Source organism: Candidatus Baltobacteraceae bacterium (assembly GCA_035502855.1).
Classification (GTDB): Bacteria; Vulcanimicrobiota; Vulcanimicrobiia; order Vulcanimicrobiales; family Vulcanimicrobiaceae; genus Aquilonibacter.
The window spans coordinates 103,144-123,052 of the sequence record DATJTX010000023.1; the positions used below are offsets into that span (position 1 = coordinate 103,144).

At 63.3% G+C, this 19,909-nt stretch carries 20 protein-coding genes; 11 read left to right on the forward strand and 9 right to left on the reverse strand.

Features of this window, described 5'->3' with window-relative positions; genetic code table 11:
* Positions 1–2 precede the first annotated feature (2 nt).
* The 6 genes from VMF11_08805 to VMF11_08830 all read right to left on the reverse strand — a co-directional run bounded on the left by VMF11_08805 (position 3) and on the right by VMF11_08830 (position 7,378).
* Positions 3–887, reverse strand: a complete 885-nt coding sequence (locus VMF11_08805) for a nitrilase-related carbon-nitrogen hydrolase (GenBank protein HTU70411.1) — start codon at positions 885–887, stop codon at positions 3–5.
* A gap of 9 nt (positions 888–896) precedes the next feature.
* A complete protein-coding gene (gene hydA, locus VMF11_08810; protein HTU70412.1) occupies positions 897–2,288 on the reverse strand; it encodes a dihydropyrimidinase in 1,392 nt (463 codons plus the stop codon).
* Positions 2,289–2,369: 81 nt separating this feature from the next.
* Positions 2,370–3,635: an NAD-dependent dihydropyrimidine dehydrogenase subunit PreA gene (gene preA / locus VMF11_08815; protein ID HTU70413.1), complete on the reverse strand. Its 1,266-nt coding sequence runs from the start codon at positions 3,633–3,635 to the stop codon at positions 2,370–2,372.
* A gap of 2 nt (positions 3,636–3,637) precedes the next feature.
* Complete coding sequence (locus VMF11_08820) at positions 3,638–4,930, reverse strand: NAD(P)-dependent oxidoreductase (GenBank protein HTU70414.1); 1,293 nt, start codon at positions 4,928–4,930, stop codon at positions 3,638–3,640.
* 10 nt (positions 4,931–4,940) lie between these two features.
* Positions 4,941–6,449, reverse strand: a complete 1,509-nt coding sequence (locus VMF11_08825; GenBank protein HTU70415.1) for a CoA-acylating methylmalonate-semialdehyde dehydrogenase — start codon at positions 6,447–6,449, stop codon at positions 4,941–4,943.
* 35 nt (positions 6,450–6,484) lie between these two features.
* Positions 6,485–7,378 carry an alpha/beta fold hydrolase gene (locus tag VMF11_08830; GenBank protein ID HTU70416.1) on the reverse strand — a complete coding sequence of 298 codons (894 nt, stop codon included), beginning with the start codon at positions 7,376–7,378 and terminating at the stop codon, positions 6,485–6,487.
* Between VMF11_08830 and rocD the strand changes: the two genes are divergently transcribed.
* Genes rocD through VMF11_08850 form a run of 4 tightly spaced genes read left to right on the forward strand, consistent with a single transcriptional unit; the run spans position 7,377 to position 11,450 of the window.
* A complete protein-coding gene (gene rocD / locus VMF11_08835) occupies positions 7,377–8,585 on the forward strand; it encodes an ornithine--oxo-acid transaminase (protein ID HTU70417.1) in 1,209 nt (402 codons plus the stop codon). The two genes, VMF11_08830 and rocD, sit on opposite strands and share 2 nt — an antisense overlap.
* Positions 8,586–8,590: 5 nt before the next feature.
* The gene (locus tag VMF11_08840) at positions 8,591–10,207 is read left to right on the forward strand and encodes an AMP-binding protein (GenBank protein ID HTU70418.1); all 1,617 of its coding nucleotides are present in this window, start codon (positions 8,591–8,593) and stop codon (positions 10,205–10,207) included.
* A gap of 45 nt (positions 10,208–10,252) precedes the next feature.
* Positions 10,253–10,804: an RNA polymerase sigma factor gene (locus VMF11_08845; protein HTU70419.1), complete on the forward strand. Its 552-nt coding sequence runs from the start codon at positions 10,253–10,255 to the stop codon at positions 10,802–10,804.
* Positions 10,794–11,450, forward strand: a complete 657-nt coding sequence (locus tag VMF11_08850) for a hypothetical protein (protein HTU70420.1) — start codon at positions 10,794–10,796, stop codon at positions 11,448–11,450. The genes VMF11_08845 and VMF11_08850 overlap by 11 nt, the downstream gene beginning before the upstream one ends.
* On the opposite strand, the gene VMF11_08855 is transcribed toward VMF11_08850, so the two are convergent.
* Positions 11,439–11,879 carry a type II toxin-antitoxin system VapC family toxin gene (locus VMF11_08855; protein HTU70421.1) on the reverse strand — a complete coding sequence of 147 codons (441 nt, stop codon included), beginning with the start codon at positions 11,877–11,879 and terminating at the stop codon, positions 11,439–11,441. The two genes, VMF11_08850 and VMF11_08855, sit on opposite strands and share 12 nt — an antisense overlap.
* Positions 11,876–12,139, reverse strand: coding sequence for a type II toxin-antitoxin system Phd/YefM family antitoxin (locus VMF11_08860; GenBank protein ID HTU70422.1), 264 nt, complete (start codon positions 12,137–12,139; stop codon positions 11,876–11,878). The genes VMF11_08855 and VMF11_08860 overlap by 4 nt, the downstream gene beginning before the upstream one ends.
* Before the next feature lie 166 nt (positions 12,140–12,305).
* Here VMF11_08860 and infC point away from each other — a divergent pair, with 166 nt between their 5' ends.
* The 3 genes from infC to rplT are packed head-to-tail and all read left to right on the forward strand — an operon-like array spanning position 12,306 to position 13,524.
* A complete protein-coding gene (gene infC / locus VMF11_08865) occupies positions 12,306–12,950 on the forward strand; it encodes a translation initiation factor IF-3 (GenBank protein ID HTU70423.1) in 645 nt (214 codons plus the stop codon).
* The gene (rpmI, locus tag VMF11_08870; protein HTU70424.1) at positions 12,943–13,149 is read left to right on the forward strand and encodes a 50S ribosomal protein L35; all 207 of its coding nucleotides are present in this window, start codon (positions 12,943–12,945) and stop codon (positions 13,147–13,149) included. Before infC ends, rpmI begins: the two co-directional genes overlap by 8 nt.
* Before the next feature lie 15 nt (positions 13,150–13,164).
* Positions 13,165–13,524, forward strand: a complete 360-nt coding sequence (rplT, locus tag VMF11_08875; protein HTU70425.1) for a 50S ribosomal protein L20 — start codon at positions 13,165–13,167, stop codon at positions 13,522–13,524.
* 34 nt (positions 13,525–13,558) lie between these two features.
* Here the strand turns inward: rplT and soxR are convergent, their stop codons facing one another.
* Positions 13,559–13,999 (reverse strand): redox-sensitive transcriptional activator SoxR, encoded by a 441-nt coding sequence (gene soxR, locus VMF11_08880; protein ID HTU70426.1) that lies wholly within the window; start codon positions 13,997–13,999, stop codon positions 13,559–13,561.
* 62 nt (positions 14,000–14,061) lie between these two features.
* Between soxR and VMF11_08885 the strand changes: the two genes are divergently transcribed.
* The 4 genes from VMF11_08885 (at position 14,062) to VMF11_08900 (ending at position 19,770) form a co-directional block, all read left to right on the forward strand.
* Positions 14,062–14,907 carry an NAD(P)H-binding protein gene (locus VMF11_08885; GenBank protein ID HTU70427.1) on the forward strand — a complete coding sequence of 282 codons (846 nt, stop codon included), beginning with the start codon at positions 14,062–14,064 and terminating at the stop codon, positions 14,905–14,907.
* Between the two features lie 99 nt (positions 14,908–15,006).
* On the forward strand, positions 15,007–17,358 hold the full coding sequence (locus VMF11_08890) for an AAA family ATPase (GenBank protein HTU70428.1): 2,352 nt from the start codon (positions 15,007–15,009) through the stop codon (positions 17,356–17,358).
* Positions 17,355–18,302: an HD-GYP domain-containing protein gene (locus VMF11_08895; GenBank protein HTU70429.1), complete on the forward strand. Its 948-nt coding sequence runs from the start codon at positions 17,355–17,357 to the stop codon at positions 18,300–18,302. The genes VMF11_08890 and VMF11_08895 overlap by 4 nt, the downstream gene beginning before the upstream one ends.
* 100 nt (positions 18,303–18,402) lie before the next feature.
* Entirely contained in the window at positions 18,403–19,770 is a 1,368-nt protein-coding gene (locus tag VMF11_08900; GenBank protein HTU70430.1) for a S8 family serine peptidase, read from the forward strand.
* The last annotated feature ends 139 nt before the right edge of the window (positions 19,771–19,909 follow it).

Sequence of the window (19,909 nt, forward strand, 5' to 3'; positions counted from 1 at the left end):
CACTACTCGGCCACCAGCGCTTCGTAGCTATCGGGACGGCGGTCGCGGAAAAATTGCCAGGTGTTGCGCACCGTCCGGATCACCTCCCGATCCATGACGCCGATCACGACCTCGTCGCGGTCGCGGCTCCCCATCGCAACGAATTCACCGCGCGGATCGACCAGATACGACTGCCCGTAGAACTCGCCCATGTTCCAGGGCGCCTCGACGCCGACGCGGTTGATCGCGCCGACGTAATATCCATTTGCCACCGCGTGCGCGGGCTGCTCGAGCTTCCAAAGATACTCGGAGAGGCCGGCCACCGTCGCCGACGGATTGAAGACGATCTCCGCACCGCCCAACCCGAGCGCGCGCGCGCCTTCCGGAAAATGCCGGTCGTAACAGATGTAGACGCCGACCTTCGCAAAGGCCGTCTCGAAGACCGGATAGCCGAGATTTCCCGGCCTGAAATAATATTTCTCCCAAAACCCGCAGCCCGCCGGTCCCGCCTGCACCTGCGGGATGTGATGCTTGCGGTATTTACCAAGATATTCACCGCCTGCGTCGATCACCGCCGCCGTGTTGTAGTAGACGCCGGAGAATTCTTCTTCGTAGATCGGTACGACCAGCACGATACCCAATTCCCTAGCGAGGGCGCACATGAGCTGCGTCGTGGGCCCGTCGGGAATGGGTTCGACGGCATCGTACCACTTCGTCGTCTGCTCGGTACAAAAGTACGGACCGTAAAAGATCTCTTGCAGGCAGACGATCTGCGCGCCGCGCTGCTTGGCCTCGCGGATCAGGCGCACGTGTTTGTCGATCGCTGCCTTCTTGTGCCGCTCGACCGGCTCGCTGCCGTCGACATCGTTACGAGCCTGAATCAGACCGATCGTAATTCTCGAATCCACGAACGCTCCTTACACCGCCACCGGATAGAATTTTTCGCTCGGTACGAATCTTCCGTGGCCCTTGCGGCCGGTAAATTCGTCGTTTTGCGCGACCTTGAGCCCGCGCGAGAACACGTAGCGCGGACGGCCCTTCACCCGCATGCCCTCGAAGACGCTGTTGTCGACCTTCATGTGATGGGTCTTGGCCGAGATCGTGCGCTCGGCGCTCGGATCCCACACCACGACGTCGGCGTCGCTGCCCACCGCGATCGCACCCTTGCGCGGGAAGAGCCCGAAGAGCTTGGCGGGATTGGTCGAGCCGAGCGCGACGAACTGATTCGGGCTGATCACGCCGCCGTTGACGCCGACATGATAGAGGATTGCGAGACGGTCCTCGATCGTCGGCGCGCCGTTGGGAATCTTCGAGAAGTCGTGACGGCCGAGGTCCTTTTGACCGCAGAGGTTGAAGCTGCAGTGGTCGGAGCCGAAGGCATGCAACTCGAGGTTCTTGAGCTTGCGCAGCAATACGCTTTGATTCCACTTATCGCGAATCGGCGGCGAGAGCACGTACTTCGCGCCCTCGAAATCCGGACGCAAATAATCCTCGGTGTCGCATACGAGGTATTGCGGACACGTCTCGCCGTAGATCGGCAGGCCGCGCTTGCGCCCGTCGCTAATCATGTCGGCCGCCATGGCGCTCGAGACGTGAACGACGTAGAGCGGCGCGCCGGCGATCTCGGCCAAGCGAATCGCGCGATGCGTCGCCTCGCCTTCGCATTCGACCGGGCGGGTGCGCGCGTGCCAGACCGGATCGGTCTTGCCTTCGGCCAACGCCTGCTTCGTGATCACCTCGATCACATCGCCGTTCTCGGCGTGCACCTGTACGAGGCCGCCGGCATCACGGCAGGCTTGCAACGTTTTGAAGATCGTCTCGTCGTCGACGTAGAGCACGTGCTTGTACGCCATGAACACCTTGAACGAGTTCACGCCCTGCTCGTTGATGATTTTGGAAATCTCGTTCATCGTCTCGTCTCGGCCGTCCGCGATCGTGAGATGAAACGCGTAGTCGCCGCACGCCTTGCCGCCGGCCTTGCCATGCCACGTCTTCAGAGCATTGTGGAGCGAATCGCCGCGGGTATGCAGCGCGAAATCGACGACCGTCGTCGTCCCGCCCAGCAGTGCCGCGCGCGTGCCGCTCTCGAAATCGTCGGCCGTGATCGTTCCGCCGAACGGCATGTCGAGATGCGTGTGCGGATCGACGCCGCCCGGAAAAACGTAGGCGCCGCTCGCGTCGATCACCTCATGACCGCCGCTCGGGATCGATTCGGCGAGCATGGTGATGCGCTCGCCCTCGATGAGGACGTCCGCACGCTGCGTATCGGTGGCGGTTACGACGGTACCGCCGCGGATGACCGTTCCCAAAGATTCTCCTTCGTCCTTCGTCCTTCGACAAGCTCAGGATGACAACAGCTCAGGATGACAACAGCTCAGGATGACGACAGCTCAGGATGACAAAGCGGCGCCGATCTTGCTGCTGCGTTCCTTCCAGGTTTCCGGCGGGAGGCCGTTTTCGACGCGCACCATCGTAATGCACTCGTCGACCGGGCAGACCATCATGCAGAGGTTACAGCCGACGCAGTGATCTTGATCGACGGTGAGGATCGCGGTGCCGTCGACGACGGTGCGATCGATGCACTGGTGCGCTGCGTCCTCGCAGGCAATGTAGCATTTGCTGCAATGGATGCACGTGTCTTGATCGATCTGCGCAACGATCGCATAGTTGAGGTTGAGATTCTCCCAGGTCGTGATGCGGTTCTTGGCCGCGCCCACGAGCTGTTCGACGCTCGCGAGCCCGCGATCGTCGAGATAGGTGTTCAGCCCGTCGCAGAGCTGCTCGATGATGCGAAAGCCGTGGTGCATCACCGCCGTGCATACCTGCACGTTGCTCGCGCCGAGCAGCAAGAACTCGACCGCGTCCTGCCAGAACTCCACACCGCCGATCCCCGATATCGGCAGGTTCACTTGCGGATCACGGGCGCATTCGTTGACCATGTTGAGCGCGATCGGCTTGACCGCCGGCCCGCAATAGCCGCCGTGCGAACTCTTGCCGTCGACGTGAGGAACCGGATTCCAGGAATCGATATCGACGCCCATCAGACTGTTGATCGTGTTGATCATGCTGACCGCGTCGGCCCCGCCCGCCGCCGCCGCGCGCGCGGGCACGCGCACGTCGGTGATGTTGGGCGTCAGCTTGACGATCACCGGAACGCGCGCCACCTCTTTGACCCAGGCGGTCACCGCCTCGATCAGATCGGGATGCTGTCCGACGGCGGCACCCATGCCGCGTTCGCTCATCCCGTGCGGACAGCCGAAGTTGAGCTCGAAGCCGTCGATGTCTTCTTCTTGTGCCCGCTTGACCAGTTCGTGCCAAGCATGCTGCTCGCAGGCTTCCATCAGCGAAACGACGATCGCACGATCCGGGAAAGCCGTCTTGCACTGACGGATCTCACGCAGATTTTCATCCAACGGGCGATCGGTGATGAGCTCGATGTTGTTCATCGCGATCATCTTGTTCTGCTTGTAGTCGAGGCCGGCAAAGCGCGAGGTGACGTTGACGATCGGATCTCCGAGCGTCTTCCAGACCACGCCGCCCCAGCCGGCTTCGAACGCGCGCATCACCTGATACCCGCTGTTCGTCGGCGGCGCCGAGGCAAGCCAGAACGGATTCGGGCTTCGAATCCCGGCAAGCGTACTGCGCAGATCGGCCATCGCTACGCCGCCTTTTCGCGCAGGTAGCGATCGACGCTGCGCGCCGCGAGCTTCCCCTGTTCGGCGGCTTCGACCACCATCGCTTCGCGCACGCCCTTGGAATAGGTGCAGTCGCCTGCGGCAAAGACGCCGGCCCGCGTCGTGCGCAGCGCATCGTCGACGCGCACCACGCCGCCGTCGGTCTGGATGCCGAAGGCGCGCAGCGTCGCTTCCAAACGCGACTGACCGATCGCACTGATCACCACCGTCACCGGTTCGGTGAACTCGACGTCGTCGACCGTCGTCAGCCGTCCGGCTCGCAACTCGGTGCGCACGAACGTCACCGAATCGGCGCGTCCATTCGAACCGGTGATCCGTAACGGCGTACAGTAGAAGCGAAACTCGATGCCCTCCGCTTTGGCGAATTCGTATTCGAAATCGTACGCGGTCATGTGCTCCTCGCCGCGCCGGTAGAACATCGTCACGCGCTTCGCACCGAGCCGCTTGGCACAGGTAAGGGCGTCGATCGCGGTATTGCCGGCGCCGATCACCGCCACGTGATCGCCGAGCGCCTCGACCTCGCCTCCGAGCTTCGCGCGCTCGATGAAATCGAGCGCGTCCCACGCGAGCTCTTCACCCTCGATGCCGAGTGCAGGCACGCTGCCCATGCCGACGGCCAAAATCACCGCGTCGTACTCGGTCAACAGCGACTCGACCGCGACATCGGGACCGACACGCGTACCGCAGCGCACGTGCACGCCCAACTCCACGATTTGCTGTGCCTCCCACAGCGCAACCTCGTTCGAGAGACGAAACGGCACGATGCCGAACGTATTGAGGCCGCCCAGCATTTCGCGCGCCTCGAAGATCGTGACCGCATGCCCAGCGAGCCGCAGATCGCGTGCGGCCGAGAGGCCGGCCGGGCCGCCGCCGACGATCGCCACGTGCTTGCCCGTCGGCTCGCCCGGCGTGAAGAGCTGCTCGCCGCTGCGCATCAGCACATCGAGGGCGTAGCGTTGCAGATCGCCGATGCGGATCGGCGAATCGTCTTTCGTATACACGCATGCGCCCTCGCAGAGCTCGCTGGTCGGGCAAACGCGGGCGCAGCTCGCGCCCATCGGATTCGCGCTGAGAATATCGCGCGCGCTGCCGCGCAGGTTTCCCTGCGCGATCTTGGCGATGAACGAGGCGACGTCGATGTGCGTCGGGCACGCGTTCATGCACGGCGCATCGTAACAATAGAGGCAGCGGTTCGCTTCGAGCTTGACCTCCAAGTCGGTGAGCGGTTTGTGGATCGAGGCGCCGAGATCGTGCATCTGCTGCAGGTCACTTGTGCGTGGGGAAGCCGAGGTTGAGGCCGGCGTTGCTCTCGTCCCAACGCGCGGTCACGACCTTGCCGCGCGTATAGAAGCGGAAGCCGTCTTCGCCGTAGATGTGCAGATCGCCGAAGAGCGAAGCTTTCCATCCGCCGAAGCTGTAGTAGCCGACCGGCACGGGGATTGGCACATTGACGCCGACCATACCGACCTGAACCTCACGTTGAAATTTGTGCGCCGCCCCGCCGTCACGCGTAAAAATCGAGGTGCCGTTGCCGAACGGGTTGCGGTTGATCAACTCGAGCGCTTCGTCCAAATTCTGCGCGCGCACGTTGACCAGCACCGGCCCGAAGATCTCGTCGGTGTAGATCGTCATCTCGGGCGTGACGCGATCGAAGAGCGTTGGCCCAATCCAGAAGCCGTCCTCGCAGCCGCTCACCCGCAGCGCGCGTCCGTCTTCGACCAAACTCGCGCCGGCACGATCGCCCTGCGCGATGTAGTCGACGATTCGCTCGCGCGCTTGTTCGTTGACGACCGGCCCCATGTCGTTGCTCGCGTCTTCGCCCGGTCCCACTTTCAGTCGCGCGATGCGTTCGCGAATCTTCGGCAAGAGCGCTTCGTGCGCGTCGCCGACGGTGACGCTGGCCGAGATCGCCATGCAGCGCTGGCCGGCCGAGCCGTACGCAGCGGAGACCAGTGCATCCGCAGCCGCGTCCATATCGGCGTCCGGCATCACGACGAGATGATTCTTCGCTCCGCCCAGCGCCTGCACGCGCTTGCCGTTCGCGGCGGCCGTCGTATAGACGTAGCGCGCGATCGGCGTGCTGCCGACGAAGCTGACGGCGGCGATCTGCGGATGCGCGAGGATCGCGTCGACCGCGACCTTGTCGCCGTGCACGACGTTGAACACGCCGTTGGGCAGGCCGGCTTGCGTCCACAGCTCCGCGACCAGATTTGCCGCGGAGGGATCGCGCTCGGAGGGTTTGAGCACGAAGGCGTTGCCGCAGGCGATCGCAATCGCAAACATCCACGCCGGCACCATCATCGGGAAGTTGAACGGCGTGATGCCGGCGCACACGCCGAGCGGCTGACGGATCGAATACGTATCGACGTTGCGCGAAACGCTTTCGCTGAATTCGCCCTTCGTCATCTGGGTGAGCGCGCAGGCGTAATCCACGACCTCGAGTGCGCGCGCGACTTCGCCCGCGGCGTCGGTGACGATCTTGCCGTGCTCGGAGGAGACGATCTGCGCGAAGCGCTGCGTGTTCGCACGAAGGAGTTCGCGGAACGCAAAGAGCGTTTCGGCGCGTTTGCCGAGCGGAGTGTCGCGCCAGCCCGGGAACGCGGCCACGGCGGCATGCACCGCGCGGTCGACGAGCGCCGCATCCGCAAAGGCGACGCGAGCCTGCACGCGGCCGCGAGCCGGATCGAAGACGTCGCCGTAGCGAGCCGCCGGCGCGTCGACCGGGGCGCCGTCGATGTAGTGATGGATTACGCGAGTGGCGGTTGAAGCGACCATCTGAAGGAATTATCGGGCGTGGAGAGCGTACCCCGCTAGCATTTACCAAGCGATCTGGTAAGTATATCAAGCAATTCGGGGAGGACCCGGCTCGCGACATCGCGATGGCGGAGCGGCTCGATGATGTCGTGGGAGGGCGGAATTCCGCGCAGCACGACGTGCTCGAGCCTTCCGGTTTTCGGCGCGCGCAGCCGAGCTCGCAAACGGCGGACGGCGCGGTTGTTCACGCCGGTTTCCGCGGCATTCGTCACCAGAATCAGTTCGTGCGCCGCGAACGCTTCATCGGCGTGCGCAAAGACCTCGCCGGCCACCCGGAGCGATTCTGCGATCGCGTGCGACGCATAGCGCGGATAGCCGTGCTCGGGCTGCTGGCGCTCGCGCACCAGCGGGTTCCACCAGGCGAAAATATTGGGCAATTTCAGTAAAATCTCGGCGAACGGCGCGGTGAGGATCGTCGGCAGCCACCACATGCCGAAAAAGGGGGCGATGGCGACGGCGCGATCGACCGGATAGCGCTGCGCAACCCAGGTCGCCAGTAGACCGCCGAGCGAAAAGCCGGCGACGACGACGCGCTCGCCCAAACCTTGCGCGAGTTCGGCGCTTTCGCGCGCAATGTCCCGCAGGTCGTCGGCTTTCAGTCGCGCGAGCGCGGGGCTCAAGCGATCGCGATGTCCGTGGCGAGGCAGGCGCGGCACGATGACGTTTGCGCCGCGCGCATACAATTCGTCGGCGAAACGCGTAAATTGCGTCGGACTTGCCGAGAGCCCGTGAAAGAGCACGACCGCCAGCGGCCGCACCTCGTCATAGAGCAGGAGCTTCGTACGCCCTGCATCGCTCACGCGATCGTGGTCGCGGGAGCGCAATCGTTCGATTGCCTCGAGTGTCGGAGCGGATATCCGGTGCATTGCAGAAAAGTGTACCACTATCATGCGCACCAATTCCGAGGCAACGCAATCGTACGTCGATCTCGACGAGAAATACGGCGCTCAAAACTACAGCCCGCTCGACTTGGTGGTCGAGCACGCCGAGGGCGTGTGGCTGTACGACGTCGACGGGAAGCGCTACCTCGATTGTATCAGCGCGTATTCGGCCGTGAACCAAGGTCACTGCCATCCGCGAATCTACGCTGCCGTGGTTGCGCAGGCGTCGAAACTCTCCTTGACCTCACGCGCCTTGCGCAACGCGCGCATGGGACGCTTTTTGAAGAAGCTCACCGCCTTGACCGGCTTCGATCGCGCGCTGCTGATGAATACCGGCGTCGAAGCCGTCGAAACGGCGATCAAACTCGCGCGCCGTTGGGGCTACGAGCAGAAGGGCATCCCCGACGACGCTGCCGAGGTCATCGTTTTCGCTAACAATTTTCACGGCCGCACGATGACCGCGATCAGCGCCAGCACCAATCCCGGCTACCGCCGGCACTTCGGGCCGTTTACGCCGGGATTCGTATTCGTGGAGTACGGCAACGCCGAAGCGCTCGAACGCGCGATCACCCCGAATACGTGCGCGATTCTCATCGAACCGATCCAAGGGGAGGGCGGCGTCATCGTTCCGCGCGAGGGCTTTCTCAAGCGCGCGTGGGCCCTCTGCCGCGAGCACAAGGTGCTCTTTGCCGCCGACGAGATTCAAACCGGCCTGGGTCGCACCGGCGATCTGTTCGCCTGCGACTTCGACAATATCAAACCCGACTTGCTCATTCTCGGGAAGGCGCTCGGCGGCGGCTACTATCCGATCTCGGCGGTGCTCGCGAACAAAACGATCATGTCGCTGTTCAGACCCGGCGATCACGGCAGCACGTTCGGCGGCAATCCGCTGGCGTGCGCAATCGGCGAAGCCGCGCTCGACGTCATCGTCGACGAAAAGCTCGCTTCGCGCGCACGCTATGCCGGCGCGAAGGTGCTGCAAGGGATTCGCGCCGCCGCCTCTCCGGCGATCAAGGAGGTGCGCGGGCGCGGCCTGCTGATCGGAATCGAGCTCACGATACCGGCGAAGAAATTGGTCGAAGCGCTGCTCGAGCGCGGCATCGCAGCCAAGGATACGCAGGAGAACGTGCTGCGCATCGCACCGCCGCTGGTGATCGACGACGCCGCGATCGATTTCTTGCTCACCAACTACCGCGAAGCAGTCCGCACGGTGTAAGGCACATGGCTGATCCGCGCGCATCGTTTCGTTGGGCCGTTCCGGAGAGCTTCAACTTTGCGCGGGACGTGATCGACCGGCTCGCACTCGGGAACCGGCCGGGGCTGCTCTTCATCTCTGCCGAAGGTGCGAAACGCTGGTATTCCTTCGCGGAAATCGCGGAGCAATCGCAGCGTTACGCCGCCGCACTGCTCGATCGCGGCGTCGAGCGCGGCGGACGCGTGATCGTGGCGCTGCCCAAGATTCCGCAATGGATCTTCACGATGCTCGCGCTCGACCGGCTCGGTGCCGTTTCCATTCCCGGGCCGGAGCAACTGCGCGCAAAAGATTGGACGTTTCGCGCCAATCACGCCGAGGCCGTCGCCATGATCGGCGACGCGGCGAATCTCACCGAACTACAGGGCGCGCGCGACGCGGCGGCGACGGTGCGAACCGGATTCGTCGTGCGCGGCGCGGTCGACGGATGGCTCGATCTCGACGCGCTTGCTGCCGGGTCGAAACCCTTTGCCGGCGTGGAAACGCGCGCCGATGAGTGGGCCTACATCGTCTACACCAGCGGAACGACCAAGGATCCCAAGGGTGTCATTCACGATCACGCGTACACCTATGCCAAGCGCATGCAGGCGCAGTTCTGGCTCGATTGCACGCCGGCGGATCTGGTGTGGTGCACCGCCTCGACCGGTTGGGCGAAGTCGCTATGGAACGTGCTGCTCGGGCCGTGGTCGCACGGCAGTACGATCGTGTTGCACGAAGGAGCATTCGATCCGCCGGTGCGGATGGATCTTCTGCAGTCGCTCGACGTGACGATCCTCTGTCAGGCGCCGACCGAATACCGCCTCGAAGCAAAGCTCGCCGATCTGGGCTCGCGATGGAAGCTGCCGAAACTGCGTCACTGCGTGAGCGCCGGCGAACCGCTCAACCCCGAAGTGATCGCGCGCTGGAAGGATGCATTTGGTCTGGAGATTCTCGACGGCTACGGTCAGACCGAGAACACGCTTCTGGTCGCCAATCTGTACGGCGATCGCGTGCGTCCCGGATCGATGGGCCGTCCGACGCCCGGTCACGACGTGACGGTGATCGACGAAGACGGCCGCGAATGTAAAACGGACGAGACCGGCGACATCGCGCTGCGCGGCACACCGCCCTCGCTTTTCAAAGGCTATCTGAAGAATCCCGAAGAGACCGCGAAGTGCTATCGCAACGGATTCTATCTGACCGGCGATCGCGCATACGTCGACGACGACGGTTATTTCTGGTTCGTCGGACGTGCCGACGACGTGATCAGCTCGGGTGCGTATCGCATCGGACCGTTCGAGGTGGAGAGCGCGCTGCTCGAACATCCGGCGGTGGCGGAGTCGGCGGTCGTGGGCAGCCCCGACCCGGATCGCGGCAACATCGTGAAGGCGTTCGTCGTGCTTCGCGCCGGACACGACGGAAACGACGCGCTCGTTCGCGAGCTGCAGGAACACTGCAAACGCGTCACCGCACCCTACAAATATCCGCGCGAGATCGAATTCGTCAAGGAATTGCCGAAGACGCGCTCGGGAAAGATTCGCCGCGTCGAACTGCGCCAGCTCGAACTCGAGCGCAAAGGCGCGACCCGCGCCAGCGGCTATCTGTAAACCGCCGAGCAAACAGTTTAGGCTCGTCGCGCGCTCTATAGAAGCATGAGGAGCATCCCTCCGCACGACCTTATCGAGGGCGCCCAGCGCGGCGGACCGGTGGAAATCGAGCGGCTGATCGAAGCGATATGGCCCGACGCCTATCGGCTGGCCTATGCGATCCTCGGCGAACGAACGGGCGCCGAAGACGTCGCGCAAGAGGCCTGCGTTGTTGCTTATCGCACGATCTCGTCGCTGCGCAGCGCGGCGGCGTTTCGCGTCTGGTTCTACCGGATCGTGGTTCGCCGGGCGTCGGAGCTCAAACGGCGGCGCGCTCGCGGCGAGCCGATCGTCGCCGAACCGGCGAGCGACGCCGATTGTAGCGACACGATTGATATTTGGCGTGCTCTTGCCGCGCTACCGCGCACATTGCGCGATGTCGTGGTGCTCCATTACTTCGAAGGCCTCACCAGCCGCGAGATCGCGTCGATATTGTGCGCACCCGAGGGCACGGTACGCTTCCGGCTCATGATCGCCAAGCGGCGCTTACGACCGCTGCTAGCCGAGGACCCCGATACATTACGCTCGGATCGCGAGGTACAACCGAATGGAATCTGAACTCTCCGCGAGGTGCCACGACGCGCGCGAACACATCGTCGTCCCGGCGGTTCCGCTCGATGCCATACGCGATGCGGCACAACGCCCTGCCGCTGCGAAGGGGAGGTCGCTCCGGAGAAGCTGGATTGCGGCACTGCTCGGCGCCGCGTCGCTCGCGGCGATCGCCGCTGGTGCTGCCGCGTGGCACGAGACGCACGTTACCTTCGCCCATTCCGGCGCAGTACTGGTCACGGCGGACCGGATGACGGCCAAGTTCCGGAACGCATCGACTGCAGACGCGCTCGCGGCCGCGCGAAGCGCCGACTTCCCGGTCGTCCTGCCTGCCGGTCTACCGCCGGGCTCGCGATTGAGCTCCGTTTTTAGAGCCGGACCAGGCGCTATCGTTCTCGGCTACGCTCTTCCGGGCGCGCGGCGTGCGTCTCGTCACCCCACGTTCATCCTGCTCGCGAATCCAAGCAGCGTCTCCGAATCGTCGACGAGTCCAGCGGGCAAGATTAGGCTACGCATGCCCGCGCTAGGTGTCCCTGCGTTCGGGTCACCGATCCGGTGGAGAGTTGGCGGCGAAGACGTGATCATCGGCAACAATAACTTCACGCCCTCCGAACTGACGCACATAAAGCACGCGATGCTCGCGCTAGCCCGCTAGAAGCAAACTAAACTTCTTCTCGACTTCCTCCGGGGGCGGCGGCGTCCATAAACAGCCCTCCGCCTTCGCAGCTTTCGCGAGCTTCGCATCGCGTGTGATGAGTTTGATTCCGCGGAATTTCGCGACCGCAATATAGGCAGCGTCGTATGCGCTCAGTTCGTGCTTTTGCGCGATATGAGCGACCATCCCCAGGGGAGGGAACTCCACCTCGAATTCCAGTCCGTCGAGGTCCGCAACGTTGGCTTCCATCTCGACCTCTCGCATACGGCCTGTCCGCACGGCGCGCAGCAACGCCTGCACCGCCTCGCCGTGGAAATTTCCCGGCACAGCCGCTCCGCTCACGATCGCCTCATAGAACGCGGCATTCGGTACCGCGGCAGTGGGATCGGTATACCAGTCAACCGCAATCGAGGCGTCTACGACGATCATGGGCGACCCTCGTCGATCCAGGCCTTGACCTCTTCCCAGGGGATGCCCCCGCCGTTGCGTTGCGCGACTTCCTCCGCGCGCCGCCTAATGGACGCATAAATTCTCCGGGCACGCTGCAATCGCGCCTCCTCGGCCTCCACCGGGATGAGTACCGCGGCAGGGATGCCGTTCCGGGTGATGGTGATCCGCTCACCCTTCTCCGCCTCTGCGACGAGCTCCGAGAGGCGCGTCTTGGCATCAAAAATTCCGACGGATTTCATGCAGCTAGTTTATCACCTAGCCAGCTGCTGCGCGACGTTGACACCCCCGCGGGAGCCGTGGTATTCTGCGCAGGCCGAAGAAGCGCTTGGGGCATGCCCCAAGAGCTCACCGGATGCCTGCGGGCGATCCGGTTACTACTCGAGGGGCCGTCGGTAGGTTCCGCGCGTGGGGTTGCTTCGGCAACGCCATTTTTTGTTCTCTCGTGAAAGGGAAAACGCCATAGCCCGACCGCTGCGAGTCAACGAGCAAATCCGTATTCGGCAGGTCCGCGTGATCGACGAAAACGGCGAGCAGCTCGGCATTTTGCCGACCGAGGACGCGCTCGCGCGTGCCCGGACTGCGGGGCTGGATCTGATCGAGATCTCGCCCAACGCACAACCGCCGGTCGTCAAAATCGGCGACTACGGCCGCCTGAAATACGAGCAGTCGAAAAAAGATAAAGACGCCCGCAAGAAACAGCGCAACTTCGAACTCCGCGAGGTCAAGCTGCGCCCGAAAATCGAGACCCACGACTACGAGACGAAGGCGCGCATGACCGAGCGGCTTTTGCTCGACGGAAGCAAGATCAAGGTCACGATCATGTTTCGCGGACGCGAGATCACGTATACGGCGTTCGGCCGGCGGTTACTCGACCGCATGGCCGAAGATATGGCGCCGCTGGCCACGGTCGAACGCGAACCGCGGCTCGAAGGTAAGAACATGTTTATGATTTTGGCGCCCCGCACGACGCCGACGGGTCCGCCCAAGTTCGCGCTGCACAAAGAGCACGCGAAGGACAAGGAAGAAAAGAAGGAGCCTACCAGTGCCTAAGATTCGCACCCATCGTGGAACCGCAAAGCGCGTCAAAGTGACGGCGACCGGCAAGGTGCTGCATCGCCATCAGTTTAGCGGCTGCGGCCATATTCTCAGCAAGAAGACGCGCAAACGCAAGCGCAACTTCCGTAAGGATCAACCGACGTTCAAGGGCGATTTGAAGCGCCTCGCGCCGATGATCCCGTACTTGGTATAAGGAGGGCTCGAAGAGATGGCACGCGTCAAACGTGGTGTACACGGGCTCAAACACCGCCGCAAGGTGATGAAGCTCGCCAAGGGCTTTCGCGCGGCTCGCCGCCGCAACTATCGGGTCGCGAACGAAGCGCTGCTCAAGTCGCTGGCATACGCGTTTCGCGATCGCCGCGTCCGCAAGCGCGACTTTCGCTCGCTGTGGATCAGCCGCATCAATGCAGCCGTCCGCCGCGAGGGGATGACCTACTCGGTCTTCATGAACGGCTTGAAGAAGTCGGGCGTCACGCTCAACCGCAAAGCGCTCTCGGAGCTGGCGATCAAGGATCGCGCGGCTTTCGGTTCGCTGCTCGAGATCGCGAAACAAGCCGTCAGAAAATAGTGCGGCCGAGGGCCGGCATCCGTGCCGATGCTGCCTACTTTTTGCGAACCCAGTTACGTGGGCCGGGACCTTCCCGGCCCATTTTGTCGTTCGGGTTTGCGAACCGGCACGCCGTCAGCGACAAACAGCCGCACCCGATGCAGACCGTCAACCCCTTGCGCAAACGTTTGAGTTCGGCGATGCGCTCGTCGATGCGTGTCAGCCAAAGCGCCGAGAGCTTGGACCAATCGGGCGCTCCCGGCGCGCGACCGTCGGGTAGTTTCGCGAGCTCACCCGCGATCTCGTCGAGCGAGAATCCCACGCGTTGCGCAAAGACGATGAAAGCAACCTGACGCAACGTCCAGCGCGGGTAGAGCCGGTGTCCCGAGGGGGCACGCTTGGAAGCAATCAGCCCGCGATCTTCGTAAAAGCGCAGCGCGGAGGCCGCCACTCCGCTGCGCTGCGCTATGTCACCGATGCTCAACAACTCGTCCATGCCGGCATCCTACCGCGCAAACCCCTTGACTTCAAGTGCACTTTAGCTTGTAGAGTTCACGCATGATACTCGTTACTGGGGCGACCGGCAACGTCGGGAACCAGGTCGCACGCATCCTCGCCCGCTCCGGCGCATACGTGCGCGTGCTCGCGCGCAATCCCGACCGCGCCGCCTTTCCAAGCGACCTCGACGTCGTCCGTGGGGATTTCACGGATCCGGAAACACTGGCTCGCGCGTCCGACGGCGCCGACGCGCTCTTTCTCATGCTTCCGGCGATGGATTCGCGCTTGGAGAACGCGGCCGGACGCGTTGCACCGAACGTCGGCCGTGTCGTCTTCCTCTCGTCGGCCCTCGCGAGCATCGATCAATCCGGCACGAATCCGATCGCGCAGCGGCACATTGCCGTCGAAAACGCGATTCAAGCCGCGCCTGCGTGGACGGTAATTCGCCCCGGATACTTTGCAGCGAACGCGCTCCGCTGGTGGCTTCCGCAGCTGCGCACGAGCGACACCCTCCGCTGGCCCTTTGCGAACGCGCGGTTCGCGCCGGTTCACGAACGGGACATCGCGGAAATCGCGGTGCTCGGCCTGACGACCGGCGACCACGCGGGCCAAACCTATACGATCACCGGACCCCTTGCAATCACCGCCGCAGAACAGCTTGCCGCGATCGGAGCGAGCACGCACCGCACGCTCGTCTACGACGAAGTCGACCGCGAGATCGCGCGTGAAACACTCTCATTCCTGCCGCCGCCGGTGCTCGAAGGCATTCTCGCGTCGTGGCAGCGCGCGACGGTCGATCCGCCCTTCGTGACCGACGTCGCCGCGCGCGTCCTCGGCAAGCCTGCCCGGTCGTTCGCCGAATGGGCCACGGATCACGCGACCGCGTTTGCCAAGTCTGCAGCGTAATCCGGCGGCCGTCGCCGAAAAGGTGCGAGCCGGACGTCGCACGACTTTCCGCTCTTGATTTTTCGGCGCACAGAGGCCGATACAGGATACGTGGAGCGAGTGCGAGTTAGGGCGCGAATACTGAAGGCGTCCCAGTTCCCCATCACGATACTGCACGGCGTAGCGGGCTGCGGCAAGAGTTTTGCGTTGCGCGACGCATTGCACGCTGATCCGCGCCCCAACGTCGTTTTCGACGTCGCGCCGGGACAAGCAACGCTCTCACGGTTTGTCGCCGGTTTTGCCGAGGCGCTCACCGCGCACGCGCCCGGCCTTCGTCTTGCCTTTGCCAGTGCCTACGAGCGCGCGCTTCTCTCGGAGCATCCTGCGACAGCGTTGGCACACTGGTTGCACGAGCACATCAAGGATCTCGACCTCACGATCGCAGTGGACAATTTACACCACGCCGAAAGCGCGCTCGTGCAGTCTTTTCTTGCGCAGGTCATCGAGCGCGGAGCGCCTCGCTTACGCTGGATGATCGCGTGCCGGTCGTGCGACCATTTGCCGGTTGCGAATTGGCTGGCGTCCGCGCACGTGGGTCTTCCCGTCGAAGACGACGAGTTGGCATTTACGGCCGGCGAGATCGAACAGCTCGCATACGAACGCCAGTTGCCTTTTGGTGCTGCCGAAGCGCTCGACGTTTTATCGCGTACCGACGGATGGGCTACGGGCGTTGCGTTTCTTCTCCAAACGAGCGCGGCGCGCAAACCGTACAACGGCCAAGTTCGTGGATTCGAACCCATCATCGAGTATGCGTTGGCGGATTGCGCGCCTGCCGAATTGCAGCACCTGCTGCCGGCATCGCTACTCCCCGATCTCGCCATCGAGTTGCTCCTGGCGCTCGGCGGCGAGGCGCTCGCGGGTCAAATCGAGGGCCTGCATTCCCGTGCTCCGTTCCTTTTCGTCGAAACGCCGCCCGCGTTACGCTTCCACGAGCGCTTCCGCGAAGCGTTGCAAGAGCGCAGCCGGGGAGGCGACGCATCGTTGCATGGACGAGACGAGCAGCGAGTTGTCGAGGCTCTCCTCGCGCAAGGACGACACGTCGACATCTTGAGCCTCCGCCTTCGCGGCACCGCTTCCGGTCTGTTACAAGTACTCGACGAGCATGGAATCGGACTACTCGAACGCGGCGAACTCGACCTCGTCGAAGCAGGGATCGTACGGCTCGATAAAGCCGGCATCGCCTTGCCGGCACGTGTGGTCGCGCTACGCGCCATCGTGGAGTCGCGCCTTGGCCGCCATGATACCGCGGAAGCCTGGTTCAATCAGGCGATTGCGATGTCCGAAAGCGACGATGCGCGCATGATTGAAATAAAGTATCTCTATGCATGCGATCTATTGCACCGCCGACGCATCGACGGCGTCGGCCTTCTGCGCAAGCATGTCGATGATCCGGGCATTCCCCCGTCGCTGCGTGCCGGAATACTGTCCGTACTTGCGGAAGCGCTGCAACTCGAGAACCAACCCGAGGAAGCGCGCCGCGCGCTCGAGGCGGCAATCGAACTCGATCGGACGATCGGCGATTCCGAACTGCACGCGCGCATCTTAACGCGCGCTGCGTACGTATTGCATATGCAGCAGGACTATGAGGCCGCGCGCTCCCATGCCTCGGCCGCCGCCTCGATAGCAAGCCAGTCGGCAGCCTACACCGTGGCGGCCGGCGCCTATAGCATTTTGTACGTAATTGAATTCAATCTCGGCAACATCGATGCAGCGTTACGGCACATCGAGCAGCTGCTGGAGAATTGTCTCAAGAGCGGCAATATCCAGTTTCAATTCTACTGCCTCGCCACCATGTACGAGCTCGAGATCGAACGCAATAACGCCGCCGCCATCGCGCGCATCGGTGAAACGCTCGAAGACTTCGATCTCTATCTCGGCGCGTTCGCGTCCGAGCAAGCTTTTCTCCCCGGTGATGCCATGCGCTCCGCCGCTCGAGGTGATTTCGAAAGAGCGTACCGGCTCTTGGAGCCGACCGCCGCGCAGCAAACCACGCCTGGGCGCGTTGCGCTGCGCTGGTCTGAGGTTGCGCTCTATGCTGTCGGCTGCATGCGAATCGACGATGCCGCACGCGCGATCGATCGAGCCCGATCGGCGCTGCAGACGAGCGACGATTCCCCGGAACGTCGCTCGAGAACGCGGTTGTATCTCGCGCTCGCGCTGGCATTCCTTGGTCGGGCCGCTGAAGCGACGGGTCTCTTGCACGCCGTCTCGGCCGAGGCGAACGTCCCTCAGCGCATTCGCGAGATCGGCACAGCCGTAGCCGTTCTCTGCGACTACGCGCTCGGTGCAGAGAATCACCATGCCGTCGCGGTCGCGTTGGAAGCGCTTCATGCGCGCTCGCTCGGCGGCTTCGCACGCGTTTTTGAGTCGCTCCCGTCGCGCGTTGCGCTGCAAAACAGTCCTTCCGCATGACGCTCGAGATTGCGCGCCAAGTTCGAATCGTGGGCGCCGACGTCGCGCGCCTCGTGCTCGCGCGCGACGGCCCCATTGCTCACCGCACCGTTGCGGCCGAGATCGTCGTGGCCGAACTTTGCGAGCGCATTGCTTCCGCAATCGAAGAACACGATACGGCATCGCTCGAGACGTGGCTCGACGCAACACTCGAGCGTCACGGTGCGCTCGCCTATCTCCCGAGCATCATTGAAAGCGCGACACTCGTCTTGATCGACGTCGGAAGGCGCGAAGGGTGGCTGGAAGATTCCGCGACCCTTCGACCCTTGACCTCCGCGATCGGCAGGGCAATTCATCAGCCGCGCGCCGTGACGATCGAGTCTTTCGATGAGTCCTTGGACGATATCGACTTGACCATCAACAATCTCATAGCGCGTTTATACGAGAAGGATCGCCTTACGGCCGAACATTCACAGGCGGTCTCACTGTGGTGTGTCCGCCTCGCACGTAAGCTGAAACTCGGCGACGATCTCGCGCTGCTCGTGCAGCGCGGCGGGCTTCTTCACGACATCGGGAAAATCGCGACGCCGAACGAGGTGTTGAACGCGCCCAGACGGCTGACCGAAGAAGAACGGCGCGTGATCGAACGCCACCCCGTCGAGGGAGCGGAGATCGTTATCGACATCCCCTCGCTCGCCCGCTTCATTCCGATGGTGCGCTCGCACCACGAGCGGCTGGACGGTACGGGCTATCCGGATCGGCTCGAGGCATCCCAGATCCCGATTGAGGTCCGGATCGTGACCGTGGCCGACTGCTTCAATGCAATGATCGGCCGGCGTCCTTATCGTCCGCCGCTCGCCCCGTCCTTCGGGCTCGAAGAGCTGCGCCGCAACCGTGGCACGCATTTCGATCCCGACGTTGCCGAAGCGATGGTGCAGATCGTGACCGAACACCGTATTGTGTAGTTTCTGTAAAGAAGGTCCGGCTTTACGGAAACTTTAAAGCGGCAAGGCCGCGCTTGCCCTGATACTTGAGCGGGGTGCGGTCTCTTGCTTGAGGGCCTGTATGCGCGCTAACGATTTGCTGCACGACGCAAAGAGAATCCTAACCCTATCGCTGCTGGTGGCGCTCGCCGAGTGCTCGGGCGGCGGCGGAATGGTCCCCTCCGCGGAGCAAGCGGCTGCCGGACAGACCGCCGGCCGCAGTACGCCTCAGAGCCAAACCACCACCATTCTTCCGGCCGGCGCGCGGCCGATTGCCGCCGAGGCAATACCGATCGGTGCGGAAGCAATTCCGATCGGCGCAGAGGCAATACCGATCGTCGGCCGCCTCCTCCCGGCAAACTCGACAACCTCGCCGAAGACCACGTCCGTTTGCACGCTCGTAACGGGATCGGGATCGTGCAATGCGATACGCCGGCTCGACATCGTCCCCGCGTTGAATCTCTTGCCGGCGCTCATCGCCGGCTACCAGCCGCAGGATCTGTGGGGCGCCTACGATGTTCCCTGGCAAAAAGGCGCGGGCCAGACGATCGGCATCGTCGTTGCGATGAACAACCCAAATGCTGCGTCCGATCTCGCCGTCTACCGGTCGACCATGGGTCTGCCGCCGTGCACGGTCGCAAGCGGATGCCTCCGATTTGCAGCGCAGAACGGCTCGTCGTCGCTTCCCGCGGGTGATGAAAATTGGGGACAAGAGATGTCGATCGATCTCGACATGGCATCGGCAATCTGTCCCAATTGCAACCTGCTCGTCGTCGAAGCGAACTCATCCGACATCGAAAATCTCACGGCCTCCGTTTCGACGGCGATTTCGCTCGGCGCGACGGTCGTCAGCAACAGCTACACGACGCCCGAGACCGCGGCGGTTGCCGCCGACAATCCGAAGTGGAATCATCCCGGCGTTCCGATCGTAGTGGGCGCGGGCGACAACGGTTACGGCGTCGGCTGGCCGGCGAGTTCGTCGTACGTCACCGCCGTAGGCGGAACGACGCTGGTGCCGATTCTCGACGGCATCGCGGTGCTCGAGACGGCTTGGTCGAAGACCGGAAGCGGCTGCAGCGCCTATATCGCGAAGCCGTCGTGGCAGCATGACGTGCTTTGTCACAAGCGAACGACGAACGACGTCGCGGCTATCGCCAATCCGGTTCCGGGCGTCGCGGTGTACGATACGTACTTCGCCTCGAGCTCGGATCAGGGTTGGAACGTCTACGGCGGCACCAGCGTGTCAACGCCGATCATTGCCGGGATGTACGCACTCGCCGGCAACGGCAGCAGCGTCGACAACGCACAGGGCCTCTATGCCAATGCCAAGTCGCTCAACAACATCATCCTCGGTTTGAACGGTCTTTGCCTGACGTATCTATGCACGTCGGGCTTGGGGTACAGCGGGCCGACGGGGCTGGGGAGCCCGAACGGCGCCGGCGCCTTTTAGGGAAGCTCTGAAGAAGTCGCTGTACCGATCGCAAGGAGCATTTTCCGGTGCGAATCGAGGCGCATCCGAGGGAGCATAGCAACGCGCTCTGTGACCGAGGATGCAACGAAGACCCGCACCGGAAAATGCCCTTGCCCGA